Source organism: Caulobacter sp. P1_D6 (assembly GCF_056406095.1).
The window spans coordinates 110,267-124,185 of the sequence record NZ_JBFUAW010000029.1; the positions used below are offsets into that span (position 1 = coordinate 110,267).

14 protein-coding genes and 1 tRNA gene are annotated in these 13,919 nt (G+C 64.6%); 9 read left to right on the top strand and 6 right to left on the bottom strand.

The window, feature by feature from the left end; all coding sequences use genetic code 11:
- The first annotated feature begins 13 nt into the window (after window positions 1-13).
- From AC1DYP_RS17060 to AC1DYP_RS17085, 6 genes are all read left to right on the top strand, one after another.
- Window positions 14-1,084, top strand: a complete 1,071-nt coding sequence (locus tag AC1DYP_RS17060) for an RluA family pseudouridine synthase (RefSeq protein ID WP_477047333.1) — start codon at window positions 14-16, stop codon at window positions 1,082-1,084.
- A 109-nt stretch (window positions 1,085-1,193) separates the two neighbouring features.
- The gene (locus AC1DYP_RS17065) at window positions 1,194-1,919 is read left to right on the top strand and encodes a hypothetical protein (RefSeq protein WP_477047334.1); all 726 of its coding nucleotides are present in this window, start codon (window positions 1,194-1,196) and stop codon (window positions 1,917-1,919) included.
- A 110-nt stretch (window positions 1,920-2,029) separates the two neighbouring features.
- Window positions 2,030-2,872: an MBL fold metallo-hydrolase gene (locus AC1DYP_RS17070; RefSeq protein WP_477047335.1), complete on the top strand. Its 843-nt coding sequence runs from the start codon at window positions 2,030-2,032 to the stop codon at window positions 2,870-2,872.
- Window positions 2,873-2,941: 69 nt separating this feature from the next.
- Complete coding sequence (locus AC1DYP_RS17075; protein ID WP_477047336.1) at window positions 2,942-3,364, top strand: PaaI family thioesterase; 423 nt, start codon at window positions 2,942-2,944, stop codon at window positions 3,362-3,364.
- A gap of 150 nt (window positions 3,365-3,514) precedes the next feature.
- Window positions 3,515-3,604 (top strand) — tRNA-Ser (locus tag AC1DYP_RS17080).
- 147 nt (window positions 3,605-3,751) lie between these two features.
- Entirely contained in the window at window positions 3,752-5,062 is a 1,311-nt protein-coding gene (locus AC1DYP_RS17085) for a tyrosine-type recombinase/integrase (RefSeq protein ID WP_477047337.1), read from the top strand.
- On the opposite strand, the gene AC1DYP_RS17090 is transcribed toward AC1DYP_RS17085, so the two are convergent.
- Both AC1DYP_RS17090 and AC1DYP_RS17095 read right to left on the bottom strand, forming a co-directional pair.
- A complete protein-coding gene (locus AC1DYP_RS17090) occupies window positions 4,968-5,249 on the bottom strand; it encodes a helix-turn-helix domain-containing protein (protein WP_477047338.1) in 282 nt (93 codons plus the stop codon). The genes AC1DYP_RS17085 and AC1DYP_RS17090 overlap by 95 nt on opposite strands.
- A gap of 131 nt (window positions 5,250-5,380) precedes the next feature.
- Window positions 5,381-5,902: a hypothetical protein gene (locus tag AC1DYP_RS17095; RefSeq protein ID WP_477047339.1), complete on the bottom strand. Its 522-nt coding sequence runs from the start codon at window positions 5,900-5,902 to the stop codon at window positions 5,381-5,383.
- A 138-nt stretch (window positions 5,903-6,040) separates the two neighbouring features.
- Here AC1DYP_RS17095 and AC1DYP_RS17100 point away from each other — a divergent pair, with 138 nt between their 5' ends.
- Window positions 6,041-6,271, top strand: a complete 231-nt coding sequence (locus AC1DYP_RS17100) for a helix-turn-helix domain-containing protein (protein WP_477032480.1) — start codon at window positions 6,041-6,043, stop codon at window positions 6,269-6,271.
- Window positions 6,272-6,641: 370 nt separating this feature from the next.
- Here the strand turns inward: AC1DYP_RS17100 and AC1DYP_RS17105 are convergent, their stop codons facing one another.
- Window positions 6,642-6,896, bottom strand: coding sequence for a hypothetical protein (locus AC1DYP_RS17105; protein WP_477032479.1), 255 nt, complete (start codon window positions 6,894-6,896; stop codon window positions 6,642-6,644).
- 48 nt (window positions 6,897-6,944) lie between these two features.
- Between AC1DYP_RS17105 and AC1DYP_RS17110 the strand changes: the two genes are divergently transcribed.
- Complete coding sequence (locus AC1DYP_RS17110) at window positions 6,945-7,160, top strand: hypothetical protein (RefSeq protein ID WP_477047340.1); 216 nt, start codon at window positions 6,945-6,947, stop codon at window positions 7,158-7,160.
- A gap of 596 nt (window positions 7,161-7,756) precedes the next feature.
- Here AC1DYP_RS17110 and AC1DYP_RS17115 read toward each other — a convergent pair.
- Window positions 7,757-9,718 carry a hypothetical protein gene (locus AC1DYP_RS17115; protein WP_477047341.1) on the bottom strand — a complete coding sequence of 654 codons (1,962 nt, stop codon included), beginning with the start codon at window positions 9,716-9,718 and terminating at the stop codon, window positions 7,757-7,759.
- A 301-nt stretch (window positions 9,719-10,019) separates the two neighbouring features.
- Here AC1DYP_RS17115 and AC1DYP_RS17120 point away from each other — a divergent pair, with 301 nt between their 5' ends.
- A complete protein-coding gene (locus AC1DYP_RS17120) occupies window positions 10,020-11,051 on the top strand; it encodes a CBS domain-containing protein (protein WP_477032476.1) in 1,032 nt (343 codons plus the stop codon).
- Window positions 11,052-11,752: 701 nt separating this feature from the next.
- Here AC1DYP_RS17120 and AC1DYP_RS17125 read toward each other — a convergent pair.
- Both AC1DYP_RS17125 and AC1DYP_RS17130 read right to left on the bottom strand, forming a co-directional pair.
- Window positions 11,753-12,565, bottom strand: a complete 813-nt coding sequence (locus AC1DYP_RS17125; RefSeq protein ID WP_477032475.1) for a hypothetical protein — start codon at window positions 12,563-12,565, stop codon at window positions 11,753-11,755.
- Window positions 12,562-13,896: a DNA cytosine methyltransferase gene (locus tag AC1DYP_RS17130; protein ID WP_477032474.1), complete on the bottom strand. Its 1,335-nt coding sequence runs from the start codon at window positions 13,894-13,896 to the stop codon at window positions 12,562-12,564. The genes AC1DYP_RS17125 and AC1DYP_RS17130 overlap by 4 nt, the downstream gene beginning before the upstream one ends.
- Window positions 13,897-13,919 lie beyond the last annotated feature (23 nt).

Here is a 13,919-nt window from a genome sequence, read left to right on the forward strand (position 1 = left end):
CCGTGAAGACGCCTTGATCCAGCCGCCCGACCCGACCGCGCCGCTCGCCGATGACGAGATCGAGGACCTGGACGCCCAGGATGCGGGCGCCGGCGGCGACGTGGTGCGGATCGAGCTGGGCGCCGACCTGGCCGGCCAGCGACTGGACAAGGCCCTGGCGACCGCCGCCCCGGACCTGTCGCGGGCCCGCCTGCAGGCCCTGATCGCCGCCGGCCAGGTGTCGCTGGTCGTCGAGGGCCGCGAACCGCGCCCGATGACCGACGGCAAGGCCAAGGCCCCCGCCGGCCTCTATGAAGTGCTGGTCCCGCCGCCGACCGCCGCCGAGCCCGAGCCGGAGAACATCCCGCTCACCGTGCTCTACGAAGACGCCTGGCTGATCGTCATCGACAAGCCGTCGGGCATGGCCGCCCACCCGGCGCCCGGCTGCGAGACCGGCACCCTGGTCAACGCCCTGCTGTTCCACTGCGGGGCCAGCCTGTCAGGGATCGGCGGCGTCGCCCGGCCCGGCATTGTCCACCGCCTGGACAAGGAAACCTCGGGCGTGATGGTGGCGGCCAAGACCGACGCCGCCCACCAGGGGCTGTCGGCCCTGTTCGCCAAGCACGACATCGACCGCATGTATCTAGCCCTGACGCGCGGCGCGCCGCAGCCGGCCGTCGGCACGATCACCACCCAGCTGGGCCGCTCGCCGCACGACCGCAAGAAGATGGCGGTGCTTAAGTCCGGCGGCCGCGAGGCGATCACCCATTATCGCGTCGAGAAGACGTTCGGGTCGTCGTCGGCCAAGGCCCAGAACGCCCCCCTGGCGGCCCGCGTCGCCTGCCGGCTGGAGACCGGCCGCACCCACCAGATCCGCGTGCACATGGCCAGCAAGGGTTCGCCCTGCCTGGGCGATCCGGTCTACGGCGCCGGCGCTCCCGCCGCGCCGGTCAAGGCGGCCCTGACCGAGATCGGCTTCTCCCGCCAGGCCCTGCACGCCGCCGTCCTGGGCTTCGTCCACCCGATCACCGGCGAAACCCTGCGGTTCGAGACCCCACTGCCCCCGGACATGGCGGCGCTGGAAGCCGCCCTTGAAGCGCTGTAGCCGCGTCCCCAGCTTCGCCTTGCGCCCCATTGTCTTGCTTAGGCGATACATTCAGGCCCTAATTCGGTTACAGACCGGGCCCACTGTGGCGGGGTCGGAGGTTTCGTCCATGTTCGCGTCCCGCATCGCCCTCGCCGCTCTTCTGGCTCTCCCGCTGGCCCTCCCCGGGACCGCGTTCGCCCGTTCGGTCGACGACGAGGTCGTGACCACCGCCGCCTCGCGCGCCACCCGCCCGCCGACCGAGGCCGAGCTGGCCCAGGCCAAGGCCGACGCCCAGGCCAGGGCCGAAGCCGAGCGCGCCGCCAAGCCGGTCAGCACCCAGGACCAGATCTCCGCCTGGGTGGCCGACGCCCCGCCGATCGAAGGCGGCCCGATCGGCTACGCGCCGCGCGCGGACCTCGACGTGAACGGCTACCCCCTGGACAAGGACGGCAAACGCCAGGTCCACGGCGAGGTGGGCGTCAGCGTCGGCACCGGCGGCTATCGCAGCGGCTATGTCTCCAGCCTCATCCCGATCGGCGAGACCGGCACCCTGGGCGTCGCCGTCAGCCAGACCGACTTCGGCAAGCACGGCGGCGGTTACGGCTACGGAGGCTATGGTGGTTACGGCGGCGGCTATGGCGGCGGATACGGCTACGGCTGGGGTCCGCGCGGCGGAACCTCCCAGTCCCTGGCCCTGTCGCTGGACATGCGCGGCGGCGCCAAGCGCAGCCGGTCCGACACGCCGGAGGGCTGCGCCCCCGGCTTCCGCGACGGCGAGCGCTATGTGGAGCCCGTCTGGGTGACCGAAATGCGCGGTGACAAGAGCTGCGCGGCGGCCGCCGAACGTCCGTAGGTCTCATCCCTGAGACGAATCGCCTCGGGGGCGAGCAAGCTGGTCTTGTTCGCCGATACTTAAGAGCTTCCGGTCAAGGTGCCCGCCTCAGGGCGTCATCGGACCGATCTATGCAGCCGGAAATCACCGCTTTCCACCACCCCGCCACCGGGCGGGTGACCTATCTGATCGCCGATCCGGCCACCTTGCTCTGCGCGTTCGTCGACCCCGTCCTCGACTACGACCCGCTGACCCAGGCCGTCGACACACGCTTCATCGACGCCATCATCGCCGACGTCCGCGCCAAGGACCTGGGCCCGACCTGGATTCTCGAGACCGGCCTGCACACCGACCACCTGTCGGCGGCCGGCCACCTGAAATACGAGACCGGCGCCTCGATCTGCATCGGCGCCCAAGTGCTCGACAGCCTCAAGCGCCTGGCCCCCGTGCTGGGCAGCGACGGCGTCGACCTGGACGGCTGGGACTTCGACAAGCTGGCCCAGGACGGCGAGGCCCTGCCGATGGGCGGGATCGAGATCACCGTCATCGCCCTGCCCGGCCGCCTGCCCGGCGCCACGGCCTACCAGGTTGGCGACGTGGTCTTCGCCGGCTCGGCCATCCTGCCGCCCGACCAGGGCCTGGATGACAGCACGGCGCCCGGCGCCGACCCCGCCGGCCTGCACGCCGCCGCCCGCCGCCTGCTGAACCTGCCGCCGCCGACCCGCATCCTGGTGGGCCAGACCGGCGAAGTCATCGACGCCTGGAGCACCACGGTCGCCGAGCAGAAAGCCCGCAACATCGACGCCGGCGACGCCGTCTCGGCGCAGGCCTTCGTCGCCCGCCGCACGGCCGTCACCGCCACGCCCGGCCCGCTGGCCGCCCCGGCCCTGCAGGTCGGGATCCGCGCCTTCCGCCTGCCGCCACAGGGCGAGGACGGCAAGCGCTTCCAGCCCGTCGACATCAGTTCTATTTAAAAACTAACTTGCTTCAGCCCCGTTCCGGCGCGTAGATGCTTCGCACGCGAAGAACCGGGAGACGCCGTCATGGCCGAAGACAAGAGCGCCGAACTGACCGCCGCCCAGGCCGAGAACCTGCCGGGCCTGCTGGGCCTGGAATGGACGAAGGCGGTCCATGGCCTGGTCCAGGGCCGCATGACCGTCGCCAGGCGCCACATGGCCCCCAACGGCTTCCTGCACGCCGCCAGCGTTATCGCCCTGGCCGACAGCGCCTGCGGCTACGGCTGCATGACTTCGCTGCCCGAAGGCGCGACCGGCTTCACCACCATCGAGCTGAAGTCCAACTTCCTGGGCACGGTGCGCGAGGGCGGCGGCGTGGCCTGCGAGGCGACCCTGGTCCACGGCGGCCGCAACACCCAGGTCTGGGACGCCCTCGTCACCGCCGAGGCGACCGGCAAGACCATCGCGCTTTTCCGCTGCACCCAGATGGTTCTCTACCCCAAGGCCTAGGTTCGACCGGACCTCGAGGCCTAGCCAGGACCGGAAACCGCGCCCCGCGACACAAAAGCTTGTCACAAGCTCTTGCGCTCTTCGGGCGACGCCGCTAGGTATCCCGCCCTCACTCAAGGCCAGCCCCCGGGCAGGCCCCGAAGACCCCCTGGAGAGGTGGCAGAGTGGTCGAATGTACCGCACTCGAAATGCGGCGTGCCTGGAAGGGCACCGTGGGTTCGAATCCCACCCTCTCCGCCACCACCCCATCCTAACCAGTCCAGAGACGTCCACGGGCGTCCCGTAAATCCCCGCCACATAAGGGGAAATCGCGAAAACGTGTTTCGACACGTCCAGCGCGATCCACCACGCTCCACATCACATTTGTGGGACGAAGTGTGGGACAAAATGGCCCGGCTTTGGGAACGCCTGACGGCGCTACAGGTCAAGAGAACGACGCGACCGGGAATGCACCCGGACGGCGGCGGCCTCTATTTGATGGTCCAGGCGGGCGGCGGTAGGTCGTGGGTCTACCGCTACATGCTCCAGGGCCGCGCCCGGGAGATGGGGCTTGGCCCGGCCCACACCATCAGCTTGTCGGAAGCACGCGCGATGGCGCGAGACGCCCGTCGCCTCAAGTTCGACGGCGTCGATCCGATCGACCAACGTCAACTGGCTCGCACACGCTCTACGTTGGAAGCCGCCAAAGGCTTTACATTCAAGCAGGCGGCGTCCGCGTACATCCGCGCCAACAAGGCCGGCTGGCGCAATGAAAAGCACGCTCTGCAGTGGGAAAGCACGCTGACGACCTACGCTGATCCGATCTTCGGAAGTCACGGCGTCTCGGATATCGATACGGGCATGGTCCTTGCCGTTCTGGAGCCGATCTGGTCCGCCAAGCCCGAGACTGCCAGCCGTGTACGAGGGCGGGTTGAGGCGGTGCTCGATTGGGCGACCGCCAGAGGGTTGCGCGAAGGCGAGAACCCGGCTCGCTGGAAGGGTCACCTGGAAAAGCTGCTGCCGGCAAAGTCCCGTGTTCATAAGGTCGAGCATCATGCCGCCCTGCCCTACGCGGAAATGAGCGCCTTCATGGCGGGGCTGAAGGAACAGCCAGGCGCGGGGGCTCGGGCCCTTGAGTTTACGATCCTCACGGCGGCGCGGAGCGGAGAAGTCATCGGCGCCGAGTGGAGTGAGATCGATCTGGCCGGCCGCGTCTGGGTCATCCCGGCCGACCGCATGAAGGGGCGTAAGGAACATCGCGTGCCGCTCACGGCGCCCTTGGTGGAGATTCTCGAGGGTCGCCGGGCGGACTACGCCGCCGTGATCCGTCGGGTTCTCCAATCGAAGGGACAGCCCATTCCAGACGACATCCCGCCGGTCGGACCTCTTTTCTGGGGCACGCTGTTTGGGAAGAAGTTGAGCAATATGGCGATGCTGGCGGTGCTCAAGCGCATGAAGCGCGGAGACCTTACCACCCACGGCTTCCGCAGCACCTTCCGCGATTGGGCCGCCGAGACCACCGAGTATCGAAGCGAGATTGTCGAAATGGCGCTCGCCCACACGATCGGCAACAAGGTCGAAGCCGCCTATCGGCGCGGCGACCTGTTTGAAAAGCGCAAGCTTCTCATGGACGATTGGGCCGTCGCGGCGGGCCGCGCTCAGCGGCCTGCGAAACCTGCTCCAGACGTAGAAGATACGCCTCAAGCTCACTCCGCCTGATGAGGGTTCGGCCACCGTCCTTCAGGATTTTGATATCGCCGGAACCGATCAACTCGTACACGCGGCTTCGGCTGATCGCGAGCGCGTAGGCGGCCTCGACCACGCGGTAGGCCAGCTTCTCAATGGGAATTCCGCTGCCTAGTTCAACGCCATTTCCAGGCCTCGCACTGGTGGTTCCAACCATCATTGCCTCCACGCGCCGGGTTGGCACCCAGCCGGTGGAGGTTCCCTAAGTTGCGCTGGCCTTCAACGCGATAATTGAGGCGGGCGTACTCTGGCGAAGAAAAAGAAAGAATCGGCGGGTTTGCATCCGCTGTGTCAGGCTTTGGGGAGGCTCGGCGGCACATAGGGCTGTCCGCAGCCGGGGCACTTGGCCGACGCCAGGAACGCGATGGCCCTGTTGACCAGGGGCGCTGTCGGGCCGGGGTCGTGAAAGTCCATACGGGCGGCGATGACCAGCAGGCTGGCGACCTCGTGAATGTTGCGAGGCTCCAGCTTGGTTATGGCCTTGAGGCCGCGCTTCCGCTTTTCCCAAAGCTCGTCCAGTTCGACCTCGATCGCGGCCATCTCGGGCGCCATGGGAAGGCTGCCACGCTGATGGTCGCTCATGCGGAAATAGTCGTATCCAGCAACGGCCAGCGTCTCCAGGGCGGCCCAGCGCCGGGCTAGACCGTCGGAGGCGAAGTCGTGGGTTAGCCAGCGCGCGCATTGGCCGATGAGGCTCCTTGCTGGCATTGGCGGCTCTGCGTTCGGGGCGCTGCAAACCAGCGGAGCCGCGGACGTCGCGCCCAGGAGCGTGCGTCGCGAAATGGACGTGGGATCAGCCTTGTCTTCGGACATGCGGGGGCTCCCGGCGCAGGCGCTCGGTCCGATCAGCACGCTAATCGGTGGAGTTTCAGAGGATTTCGCTTAGACTTCAGCGAATTTCGCCGGCTCGGTCAACAGAAATTCGCAAGAAGTCGGAGAATTTCTCTAAAAATGATCTCGCCCGCTCAAATCCGTATGGCGCGAGCCGCACTTGGAATTAGCGTGAGGGTGCTCGCCGAGCGCTCGGAAGTCGCCGATTCCACGATCCATCGTTTCGAGGCCAACAAGGGTGGGATGCAGACCGGCACGATCGATCGTATCCAAGCCGCGCTCGAATCCGAGGGCGTGATCTTTATCAGCGCCGACGCCGGCGGCGGCCCCGGCGTTCGCCTAGTTAAGTAGGCGCCCCCCCACCGCTCAAGGGAGCCAGGACCTGAAAGGTCGGTGCTCGCCCTGGAGCGCTTGGAGAGCCTCTGCCGGGCGGGATGGCGCGGGTCAAGGGCGGCTTCGCCGTCGCTCCGCGATGCGCGCCGGAGGCGCGCACCCTTGACGCGCGCCAGCCCGTCCGGCCCTCGTTCCACCAAGCGCACCAGGGCGGTTTGTCTCCGAGCGATGGTCTGAAGCACTCAGTGATGGATAAAGGCCGCCGGGGCTCACTGGCGCGCCAACTCAAAGAAGTTAGTTGGTTACGCGAGGCTACTAGCCACGCCTCAGATCCGCTGTGTTGCTAACGCCGTTGCCCAATTTCCACCCCTCTCGCGCCCTCTGGCCGCTACAGCCATGAGTACAGTTGCGGGTTGGTTTTCACCAACTGAAGGCGAGCCGCGCGCTTCTCCTTGAGGCCCGGCGCGGCCACCTCCCAGTCGGCAACGGCGGCAATCAAACTTCCCTGGCGCTGAAGAATATCGTCCGCCAGTTTCACCACCACGAGGTTCGGCGTGACTAGTGGCCTGATCGTCAGCAACTGAGCAAGCGCTGCCCGTTCAGCTCCTGGGCCCGCCCTATCTGCGAAGATCGCGAGCGCCACAGCCGCCGATCTTCCAACCCCGTGGAAACAGTGGACCAGGAGCGAACCTTGGACGTGCAATCGTGCGAACGCCAGCGCTTCAGCGACTTGATCGCGGCACGCCACCCGCACGCCAAGTGTGTCGTCATCGACGTCCTCAAAAGCGAGTACCAGATGGGCGGGCGAAGGATGGTGCGTAAAACGAAGCCGATTGGCCGGACGACACCCTGGATCCTCAAGGGTGAGCACGGCGTCGAAGCGCCGTTTGTGTTTTCTAGCTTGTGAAAGGCTAGCGACAACCAGATCGCCAGGCGCTGGACGGACCGCTTGGTTGAGAACTCTTGCCATGCAATCTGGATAGACACCTAGACATCCGACATCCACCCCGAACGCAGAGTCGCGGTGACCGCTTTTCTGCAATCAGAAGCCCGGCGCTGGATGGCAGCCTTAGTGGCGCTGCCCCATCCAGCGAGCTGGCCGCTTTGATCGTTGGTGATAGTGACTAGGAGGGCGCGGGAGGCTGGAAGTCCCGCAAAAGGTCGATGGCGAGATTAAAGCGCCGGGACCTTTTCAAGTCCATGTCGCTGATGGTGCTAGAGAATTTCCGGGACCTTGTCTTGCGCCTAGGTCCCGGATTTCAGAACTTTCCGTTCCACGACAATGGGTTATCCAGGACTAATAGGACAGTCCGATGCGGTTGGTCCCGGTCAAGCCGTTGAAAGGCATGAAGAAATCAGGAAAATAGGACCTGGCCTCTGCGGCAGGTCCCTAAAAAAGCTGAACACCAACAATGACATAGGGCCGTCAGGTCCCTGTGCTTTTATCTTGCCTTAGTATTTGTGGTGCTGATTTTCTTCGTCCTGGCTCCAGACACACCCATTTCACCCACGGCCGGTGTCGGGTCGTGCGCCAAGATCCAGCGCACGACCCGCGATGGTCTCTGGGGTGTCCTGGATCGCGTAGCTGGCCTGCTCATGCGAGCCGGTCTGCTTGAGCACATGGGTGGCCAAAACGTCGCGAACATTGTGCGGTCCGTGCGGCAGAAGACCGGGGATCGCGCCGCGCCCCGTGTAGGGATTGAAGATGCCGTGGCGCTGGATCGCCAGGCGCCAGGCCTCATAGAATGGCTTTGAGCCGTACTCCGCGCTCACGCTCTTGGCCTTCATCGTTTTGACGAAAAACGTGCCCGGGTCTTGCCGCCGCTTGAGAAGCACGGCGCGGTCTTTGTCGATGTAGGTGTCGATCTCCTCGTAGAGCCCTCCCAGGTCGGGGAGCACGAGCCGGAAGGGACTTTTGCGGAAGAAGGTCGAGCCCGAATTCTTGAACGCAGCGGCCGGGATCAAGACCTCCCAGCCTTCATCGCGCACGCTCCATCGCAGTTCGCCGCGCTTCTGCAGCTCCAATTGCCGCTCTGGTGTCGGGCTTTGGGTCTTGGGCTTGAATAGCAGTTGGCGCAGGTTCTTCTGCCGCAAACCCAGGTGAAGCCCCAGGCGCAGCATTAAGAAGCTCCGGGTCGCTTCCGCGGCGGCCAGCGGGAAGCGTCGCCGGTCTGGCCGCCAACGGCGGATCTCCTCAGTGATCTTTCGGTATTCTGCCAGCGGGCTGTCAGCCTCCAGGATCGGAAGAACCGGTTCAAACGGGTCTCGATGCACTCTGGCGACCCGATCGATCTCTCTTGCTCGGATGACGGCGTGCCGGTGCATGGCGTCACAAAGGCCCTCCCAATCGTCATGAGCAGCCTGGACGTCGCTCGCTGTAACCAGACCCTCAATTGGGCGCAGACAGCACGCAAGGCGCGGAGATTGGCGCAGCCACCCTGTCTCGCGGCGGGTGAGTCCCGCGATCACGGTGAGCATCTCGCTCTCCCACCGCGTAAAGAAGCCGCGCCGTGCTTCCCGCCAAGTCAGATACCAATCCCACACGACGGGAAAGACCAGCAAGGCGAAGGTCAGGCTGCGCATCGGTATGCCGTGGCCACGCACGTCACTATCAGGGGATGCCGTCAGCGCGCCGAACAGGAGGCCTAAGTGCTCCATCTTCTGATCCGCCGTCTCGCGATTCCACACGCCGTTACGAGCCCGCCCCCGGGTCGTGAGGGTCGCGGTCTTGAAGAGCACGAGATCACGCGCCTCAGCGTCGATGGGCCCGGGCGCGGCCATGGTCGCCAGGAGGCGACCGAACTCGCATCGCCCTTCGTCATCCAGACGCACTTCGAGAGGAACCTCAGGCGCGAAAGGCAAAGCGCCCGGCCCGTTCGAGAACTTGATCGCGAACCGTTGTTGCAGGGCGTTGATGTGATAGCGCCGATAGTCCGTGGCGCCGGCGATGATCACCGTGCGCACCCACGACAGAACCTCCTCCTGCTTGGCCTTGGCGAGCCGATCGAAGTCGTCTGGCAGATGCCAAGCCAACCGGCGGCGCTCAGACATCGGGAGCCGGGAGAGTGTCTTGCTGGCGATCAACCGGCCGGGGTGCGGCAGCTTGGACCTGAAGTAACCCTCGGGCAGGTGGTAGCGCCGCTCGATGGCCGCCAGCACCCGGAAGCCCGTGCTGCTGCGCGGCGCAAGCACGCCGTTGCGCCAATCGTAGAGGGTCCGGATATCGACCACGTCCTCGCCAAGTGCGAGGGCCTTGTGAAGTCGGCTGACGTTCTCGCCATAGCGGCGAATATGCAGCGCGAACGCATCCTGGAAGTCCGCAGGATCGTCCCACTCCGTCCATAGCGGCTCGGGGTTCAGGTCGACAGCTCTGGTCTTGTAAGGCCCTCTGGGCTTGCGCGCGATCGCCGTCTTGATCGCACCATTCTTGCCGCCACGCGGCGTCTTGTTCGATTTGATGGGCATGAGGTTCGTACTGGCTGGGCGGAGCCAATTGTCCGCACAGGCTAGACACGTGAGCGCTGATCGATGGGCGCCATGCCGGCAAAATATTCTTTGAGCTGCGACTGGTGGTGACGTTGGGAAGGCCCGCTTCTTGGCAGCGGTCAGGTGGATTCCGCAAACGGGGAAATCTGGCGCATCTGTGACTGTGTCCAACGTCTGAGCCTGACTTATTTCGGCGATGACTGCTCGCGTGTGTTAGGTCCAATTGAGCAAAATCAACGGCGGTGCTGCCTGAGCTCCGATCTCTAGGACTGATCCCACTATGAAGCGCGAACTGCGATCCATTGCCGAGGACCTCAAGGCGGGGCGCACCGTTGAGCCGGTAACCGTCCGAACTTTCCTCTGGTGGTTTGAGGCCCAGCGCCGGGGTCCGGTAATCGTTCGCAACATCCGCAACGAGCTCGAAGAGGCCGGGATTGTGACAGTCCCAGATTTCGAATCACGTTGGGTGGACGCTCCAATCAATTTCGAGCTCGTCCAGGACGCCCAGAGCGATGCGGCGCAAGACCCGGAGCCCCCAAAGGAAGAGAGCTTCGAAGAAGGCGGCAGCTGGGTCACCAGAGACGCCACCTACCGTATCAGCAAGCTAGCGGCCGCCAACCAGGAGGTCGTCCGAATCTCGCCCGACGCGACGCTCGCCGAGGCCGTCACCTTATTGCTCGCTCGGGACTTTTCGCAAATTCCCGTCATGTCCAGCGAGCGCGACGTCAAAGGCACGATTAGCTGGAAGAGTATTGGCTCACGTTTGGCGCTCGGGAGGCCCGTCGGGCCTGTGCGCGAGTTCATGGAGCCGGCTCATGAAGTGCGCGCAGAGATATCCATCTTCGATGCGATCCCCATGATCTCCCGGTACGACTACGTCTTGGTCCGGGGCGAACAGAACAAGATCACTGGGATCGTAACCGCCAGCGACCTCAGCCGGCAGTTCCAGACTCTCAGCGAGCCGTTCCTTCTTCTGAGCGAAATCGAAAATCTCGTTCGGAATATGATCGGCGAGAAGTTCAGCGTGCCCGAGTTGGCTTCCGCTTTAGACCCTGGCGGGGCCCAGCGCGAGGTGGCCAGCGTCGACGATCTTACGTTCGGAGAATACATTCGCCTGCTGCAGCAACCTGAACGTTGGGCTCGCTTGGGCTTGGCCATAGACCGCGTGCTGTTTTGCAAGGACCTCGATGCAGTTCGTGAAATCAGAAATGATGTGACCCACTTTGATCCCGACGGGATCACGTCGGAAGAGATCGAACGACTTAGGGACTTCAAGTCTCTGCTTGAGACCTTAGAAAATATCGGACGCTGACGCGGGCTCCGAAAAATCCCTGTCGCCGGGCCGAATGCCCGGAATCCGGAACGCCTGCAAGTTCCGCTTGTTGCGCGATGAAGAATGCTCTTGGAAGATAGCGCATGCGATTACTACCCGGATTCTTCCTGCAGCGCTCGGGAGAGCGCCTCCTGCGCGAACTTGAGCAGATAAATGATTCTTAGAGATAACGGCTACAGGCCGTCGAATAGCAATGCGCCCTTGAACCGCTCGGCATCTTCCTCGGTGATGTCGCGCAGGGTCCATTGGGCAAAGGCGACATAGATTTGTTTCAGACGGTCATGGGCTTTGTCGGAAACGTTTGCGCGGCCTTTATGCAGCAGATTGATGTAGCCCAGCCGAGACGTTTGTATTTAGATAGATGTGCCCTGTTGTATTCGCGCCAATTGCTCAGACTGCTTTGAAATAATAACATCTCGCTCCGTAGGTGCGACCGGAGCGTCGGCGCAGGCCCAAGTCTGACTCTAAGTGACCCTCGCGGGGCCAGCTTTCTGATCGCGGCGAGTCCCACTCAAGCTGCCCCCGCGCTTGTGATCTGCCCGGGGGACGTCTCGGCCGTAACCCTATCAATGGTCAGCTGCCGCGGCATCGGATGCCGCCCCGCTGACCTCGCTCCAGCGCAGGGACGTCGGTGGGAATACGCTCGTGACTTGTGCATGCGGACGGGGCGGCGTGGCCGCTTAGATGGAACGGCGGTAGATGGCCAGGTCGTCGAGCGGAACCTGCCCGGTCACAAGCTTGTAGTGGCGCTCCTCTACAATGCGCACCTGATCGTCCTGCACCGTCAGCTCAAAGATGGCGATCCGCTCGTCGTCCATAAACTGGGCGGAGATGGATCGGCACACCAGGTTGGGGAACTTTTCCGCGCAGCAGGCGATGTCCTGCTTGGCCTGAACGACCGAGAGCTGATCGGTCCCGCCCTTTGCCTGGACAGGCACAACGTACTGCACTCCGTGGCGGTCGACGCCGACATAGACCTCGTCGATCTCAATCTGCCCGACGCCCTTTACGGTGGTTCGCAGATGATTCTGCAGGGAGAAGGCGGTGATCCCCAAGAAGGTGTCGATCAGCCGATTGTACCGAACCTTGGCCAGCAGAGCCTGTTCATCATTGAGTGTGTAGGTGCCGATGATCTCCGGCGTCGCGTCCGGGATCTTGATCGTGATCAGGTCCCGGTTCGGAACGATGCGGTTCACCGGCACCAGACAGAAACGGTACAGCGCGCGTCCCGCCCCCTCTACGATCCACTCCATGCCCTCGGGCTGGGTGGCGAGCACCCGGGCGGGCATCTGGGTGCGGTAACGGATCGAATAGACCACGTCGCCAAGGTTCTTGGGTAGGGCAATCCCGAGCTCAGTCGCCGCCCTCTCAAGGTCGTCGCGCCTGAAAGGCAAGACCGTCTTGCCCTCCGCGTAGTCTCCGTAACCGGGATGGAAGAAGATGTGCTCGATCAGGGCGCGGTAGCGGTTCGCACCTTCGACGGCGTCGGTCATCCGAACCCGACCGCGCGCTGCGCTTCGAACGCCGCCTCAATGTCGGCCTGTTTACGCTTCTTGGCGCCGCTCTTGCGATCCCTCTTGCCGTCGGGCGCGACGATGCCGAAGTGGGCGGCCGCCTCGGACACCGTCATCCGGATCAACGTCTCGTCGCCGAGCGCCACCGCCTCTGACGGGCGAAGAGGCTCAATCCCGAGGGCCGTCATCACCTGGTCCGCGACAGCCCTGGCGAGAGGCGGTGGGACGGCATTTCCGATCTGTCGGGCCCCGTGCCATTTGGTCTCGTTAAGCCGGAACCAGTCCGGGAAACCGTGCAGACGCGCCATCTCCCGGACGGTCACGCACCGCGCTTTCGCATAGTGAACCGGCCGGGGGCTAGTGAAAGCCCCTCGGGCCGCATCGGTCCCGGCGCGAAGGGTATTGCTCAGCCCACTTGGCGCCAGGCGATAGAAGCGGGAAATCGGCTCGACTGCGCCCGGCTCGGTCGCCGCGAACCGGCGACGCGAGATCGCTGTGTGGTCGGTTCTGGCGCTGGACGTCAGCAAGCGTGGTTCCCATTTGCGGGGGTGGGCGAAGTCGGTGGCGGCGCTGTCCAAGCCGCGCATGGCTTTGGCGTAAGGGCTGGGCTTGCCCCACTTCGCAGTGCGCACTTCGTCGCTATAAAGCAACTCCGCGAAGGCCTCGGCCTCGGGAAGGTCGTCCAAAGCGTCTTTTGCGGTCGGCCCGACCGGCAGGTCTGCTCCTTTGGCCCGGTCGGCCGGACGGGTCCGCGCGGCCGGGTAGTCTGGCAGGGGCAGGCCCTTTCTGGCGCCGAACAGGATCAGCCGCTCGCGGTGCTGCGGCACGCCGTAGTCGGCGGCGTCCAAGACCTTCCAAGGCAGGCGCACTTCGTAGCCCACCGCCTCGAAGGCGTCGATGAGCTCTTCGAGAAACTTGCGATGCTTGCCGAGCGTCAGGCCCTTGACGTTCTCGAACACGAAGTAGGAGGCGCGCAGCTCGTGTACGAGCCGGACGAACTCCCGAACCAGGCTGTTGCGAGGGTCGTCCAGGACCCGTTGCCCGATGAGCGAAAAGCCTTGGCAGGGCGCGCCCCCGAAAACGACGTGCACCGGTTTAAGCCCAATGCCGGCAGCGCTGCGCAACTCGGCGGCACTCAGGCCGACGACGGATCGCGCGATCACAGCGCAGTCGGGGAAGTTAAACTTGTGGACTGCGCAGTGCACTGGATCGACCTCGACCGCCGCGACGACGTCAAAGCCCGCCTGTTCGAAGCCGAGGCTCAAGCCACCCGCGCCGGCGAAAAGATCGATGCCGAGGGGTCTGTCCATGGAAATAAGCCTCGTCGCAATGA

What these genes read in the sequence shown, in the direction of transcription:
- AC1DYP_RS17115 (WP_477047341.1), bottom strand. Translation starts at nt 9,718, where the DNA reads ATGCCCATCAAATCGAACAAGACGCCGCGTGGCGGCAAGAATGGTGCG.
- AC1DYP_RS17075 (WP_477047336.1), top strand. Translation starts at nt 2,942, where the DNA reads ATGGCCGAAGACAAGAGCGCCGAACTGACCGCCGCCCAGGCCGAGAAC.
- AC1DYP_RS17100 (WP_477032480.1), top strand. Translation starts at nt 6,041, where the DNA reads ATGATCTCGCCCGCTCAAATCCGTATGGCGCGAGCCGCACTTGGAATT.
- AC1DYP_RS17130 (WP_477032474.1), bottom strand. Translation starts at nt 13,896, where the DNA reads ATGGACAGACCCCTCGGCATCGATCTTTTCGCCGGCGCGGGTGGCTTG.
- AC1DYP_RS17090 (WP_477047338.1), bottom strand. Translation starts at nt 5,249, where the DNA reads ATGATGGTTGGAACCACCAGTGCGAGGCCTGGAAATGGCGTTGAACTA.
- AC1DYP_RS17125 (WP_477032475.1), bottom strand. Translation starts at nt 12,565, where the DNA reads ATGACCGACGCCGTCGAAGGTGCGAACCGCTACCGCGCCCTGATCGAG.
- AC1DYP_RS17070 (WP_477047335.1), top strand. Translation starts at nt 2,030, where the DNA reads ATGCAGCCGGAAATCACCGCTTTCCACCACCCCGCCACCGGGCGGGTG.
- AC1DYP_RS17095 (WP_477047339.1), bottom strand. Translation starts at nt 5,902, where the DNA reads ATGTCCGAAGACAAGGCTGATCCCACGTCCATTTCGCGACGCACGCTC.
- AC1DYP_RS17120 (WP_477032476.1), top strand. Translation starts at nt 10,020, where the DNA reads ATGAAGCGCGAACTGCGATCCATTGCCGAGGACCTCAAGGCGGGGCGC.
- AC1DYP_RS17085 (WP_477047337.1), top strand. Translation starts at nt 3,752, where the DNA reads ATGGCCCGGCTTTGGGAACGCCTGACGGCGCTACAGGTCAAGAGAACG.
- AC1DYP_RS17065 (WP_477047334.1), top strand. Translation starts at nt 1,194, where the DNA reads ATGTTCGCGTCCCGCATCGCCCTCGCCGCTCTTCTGGCTCTCCCGCTG.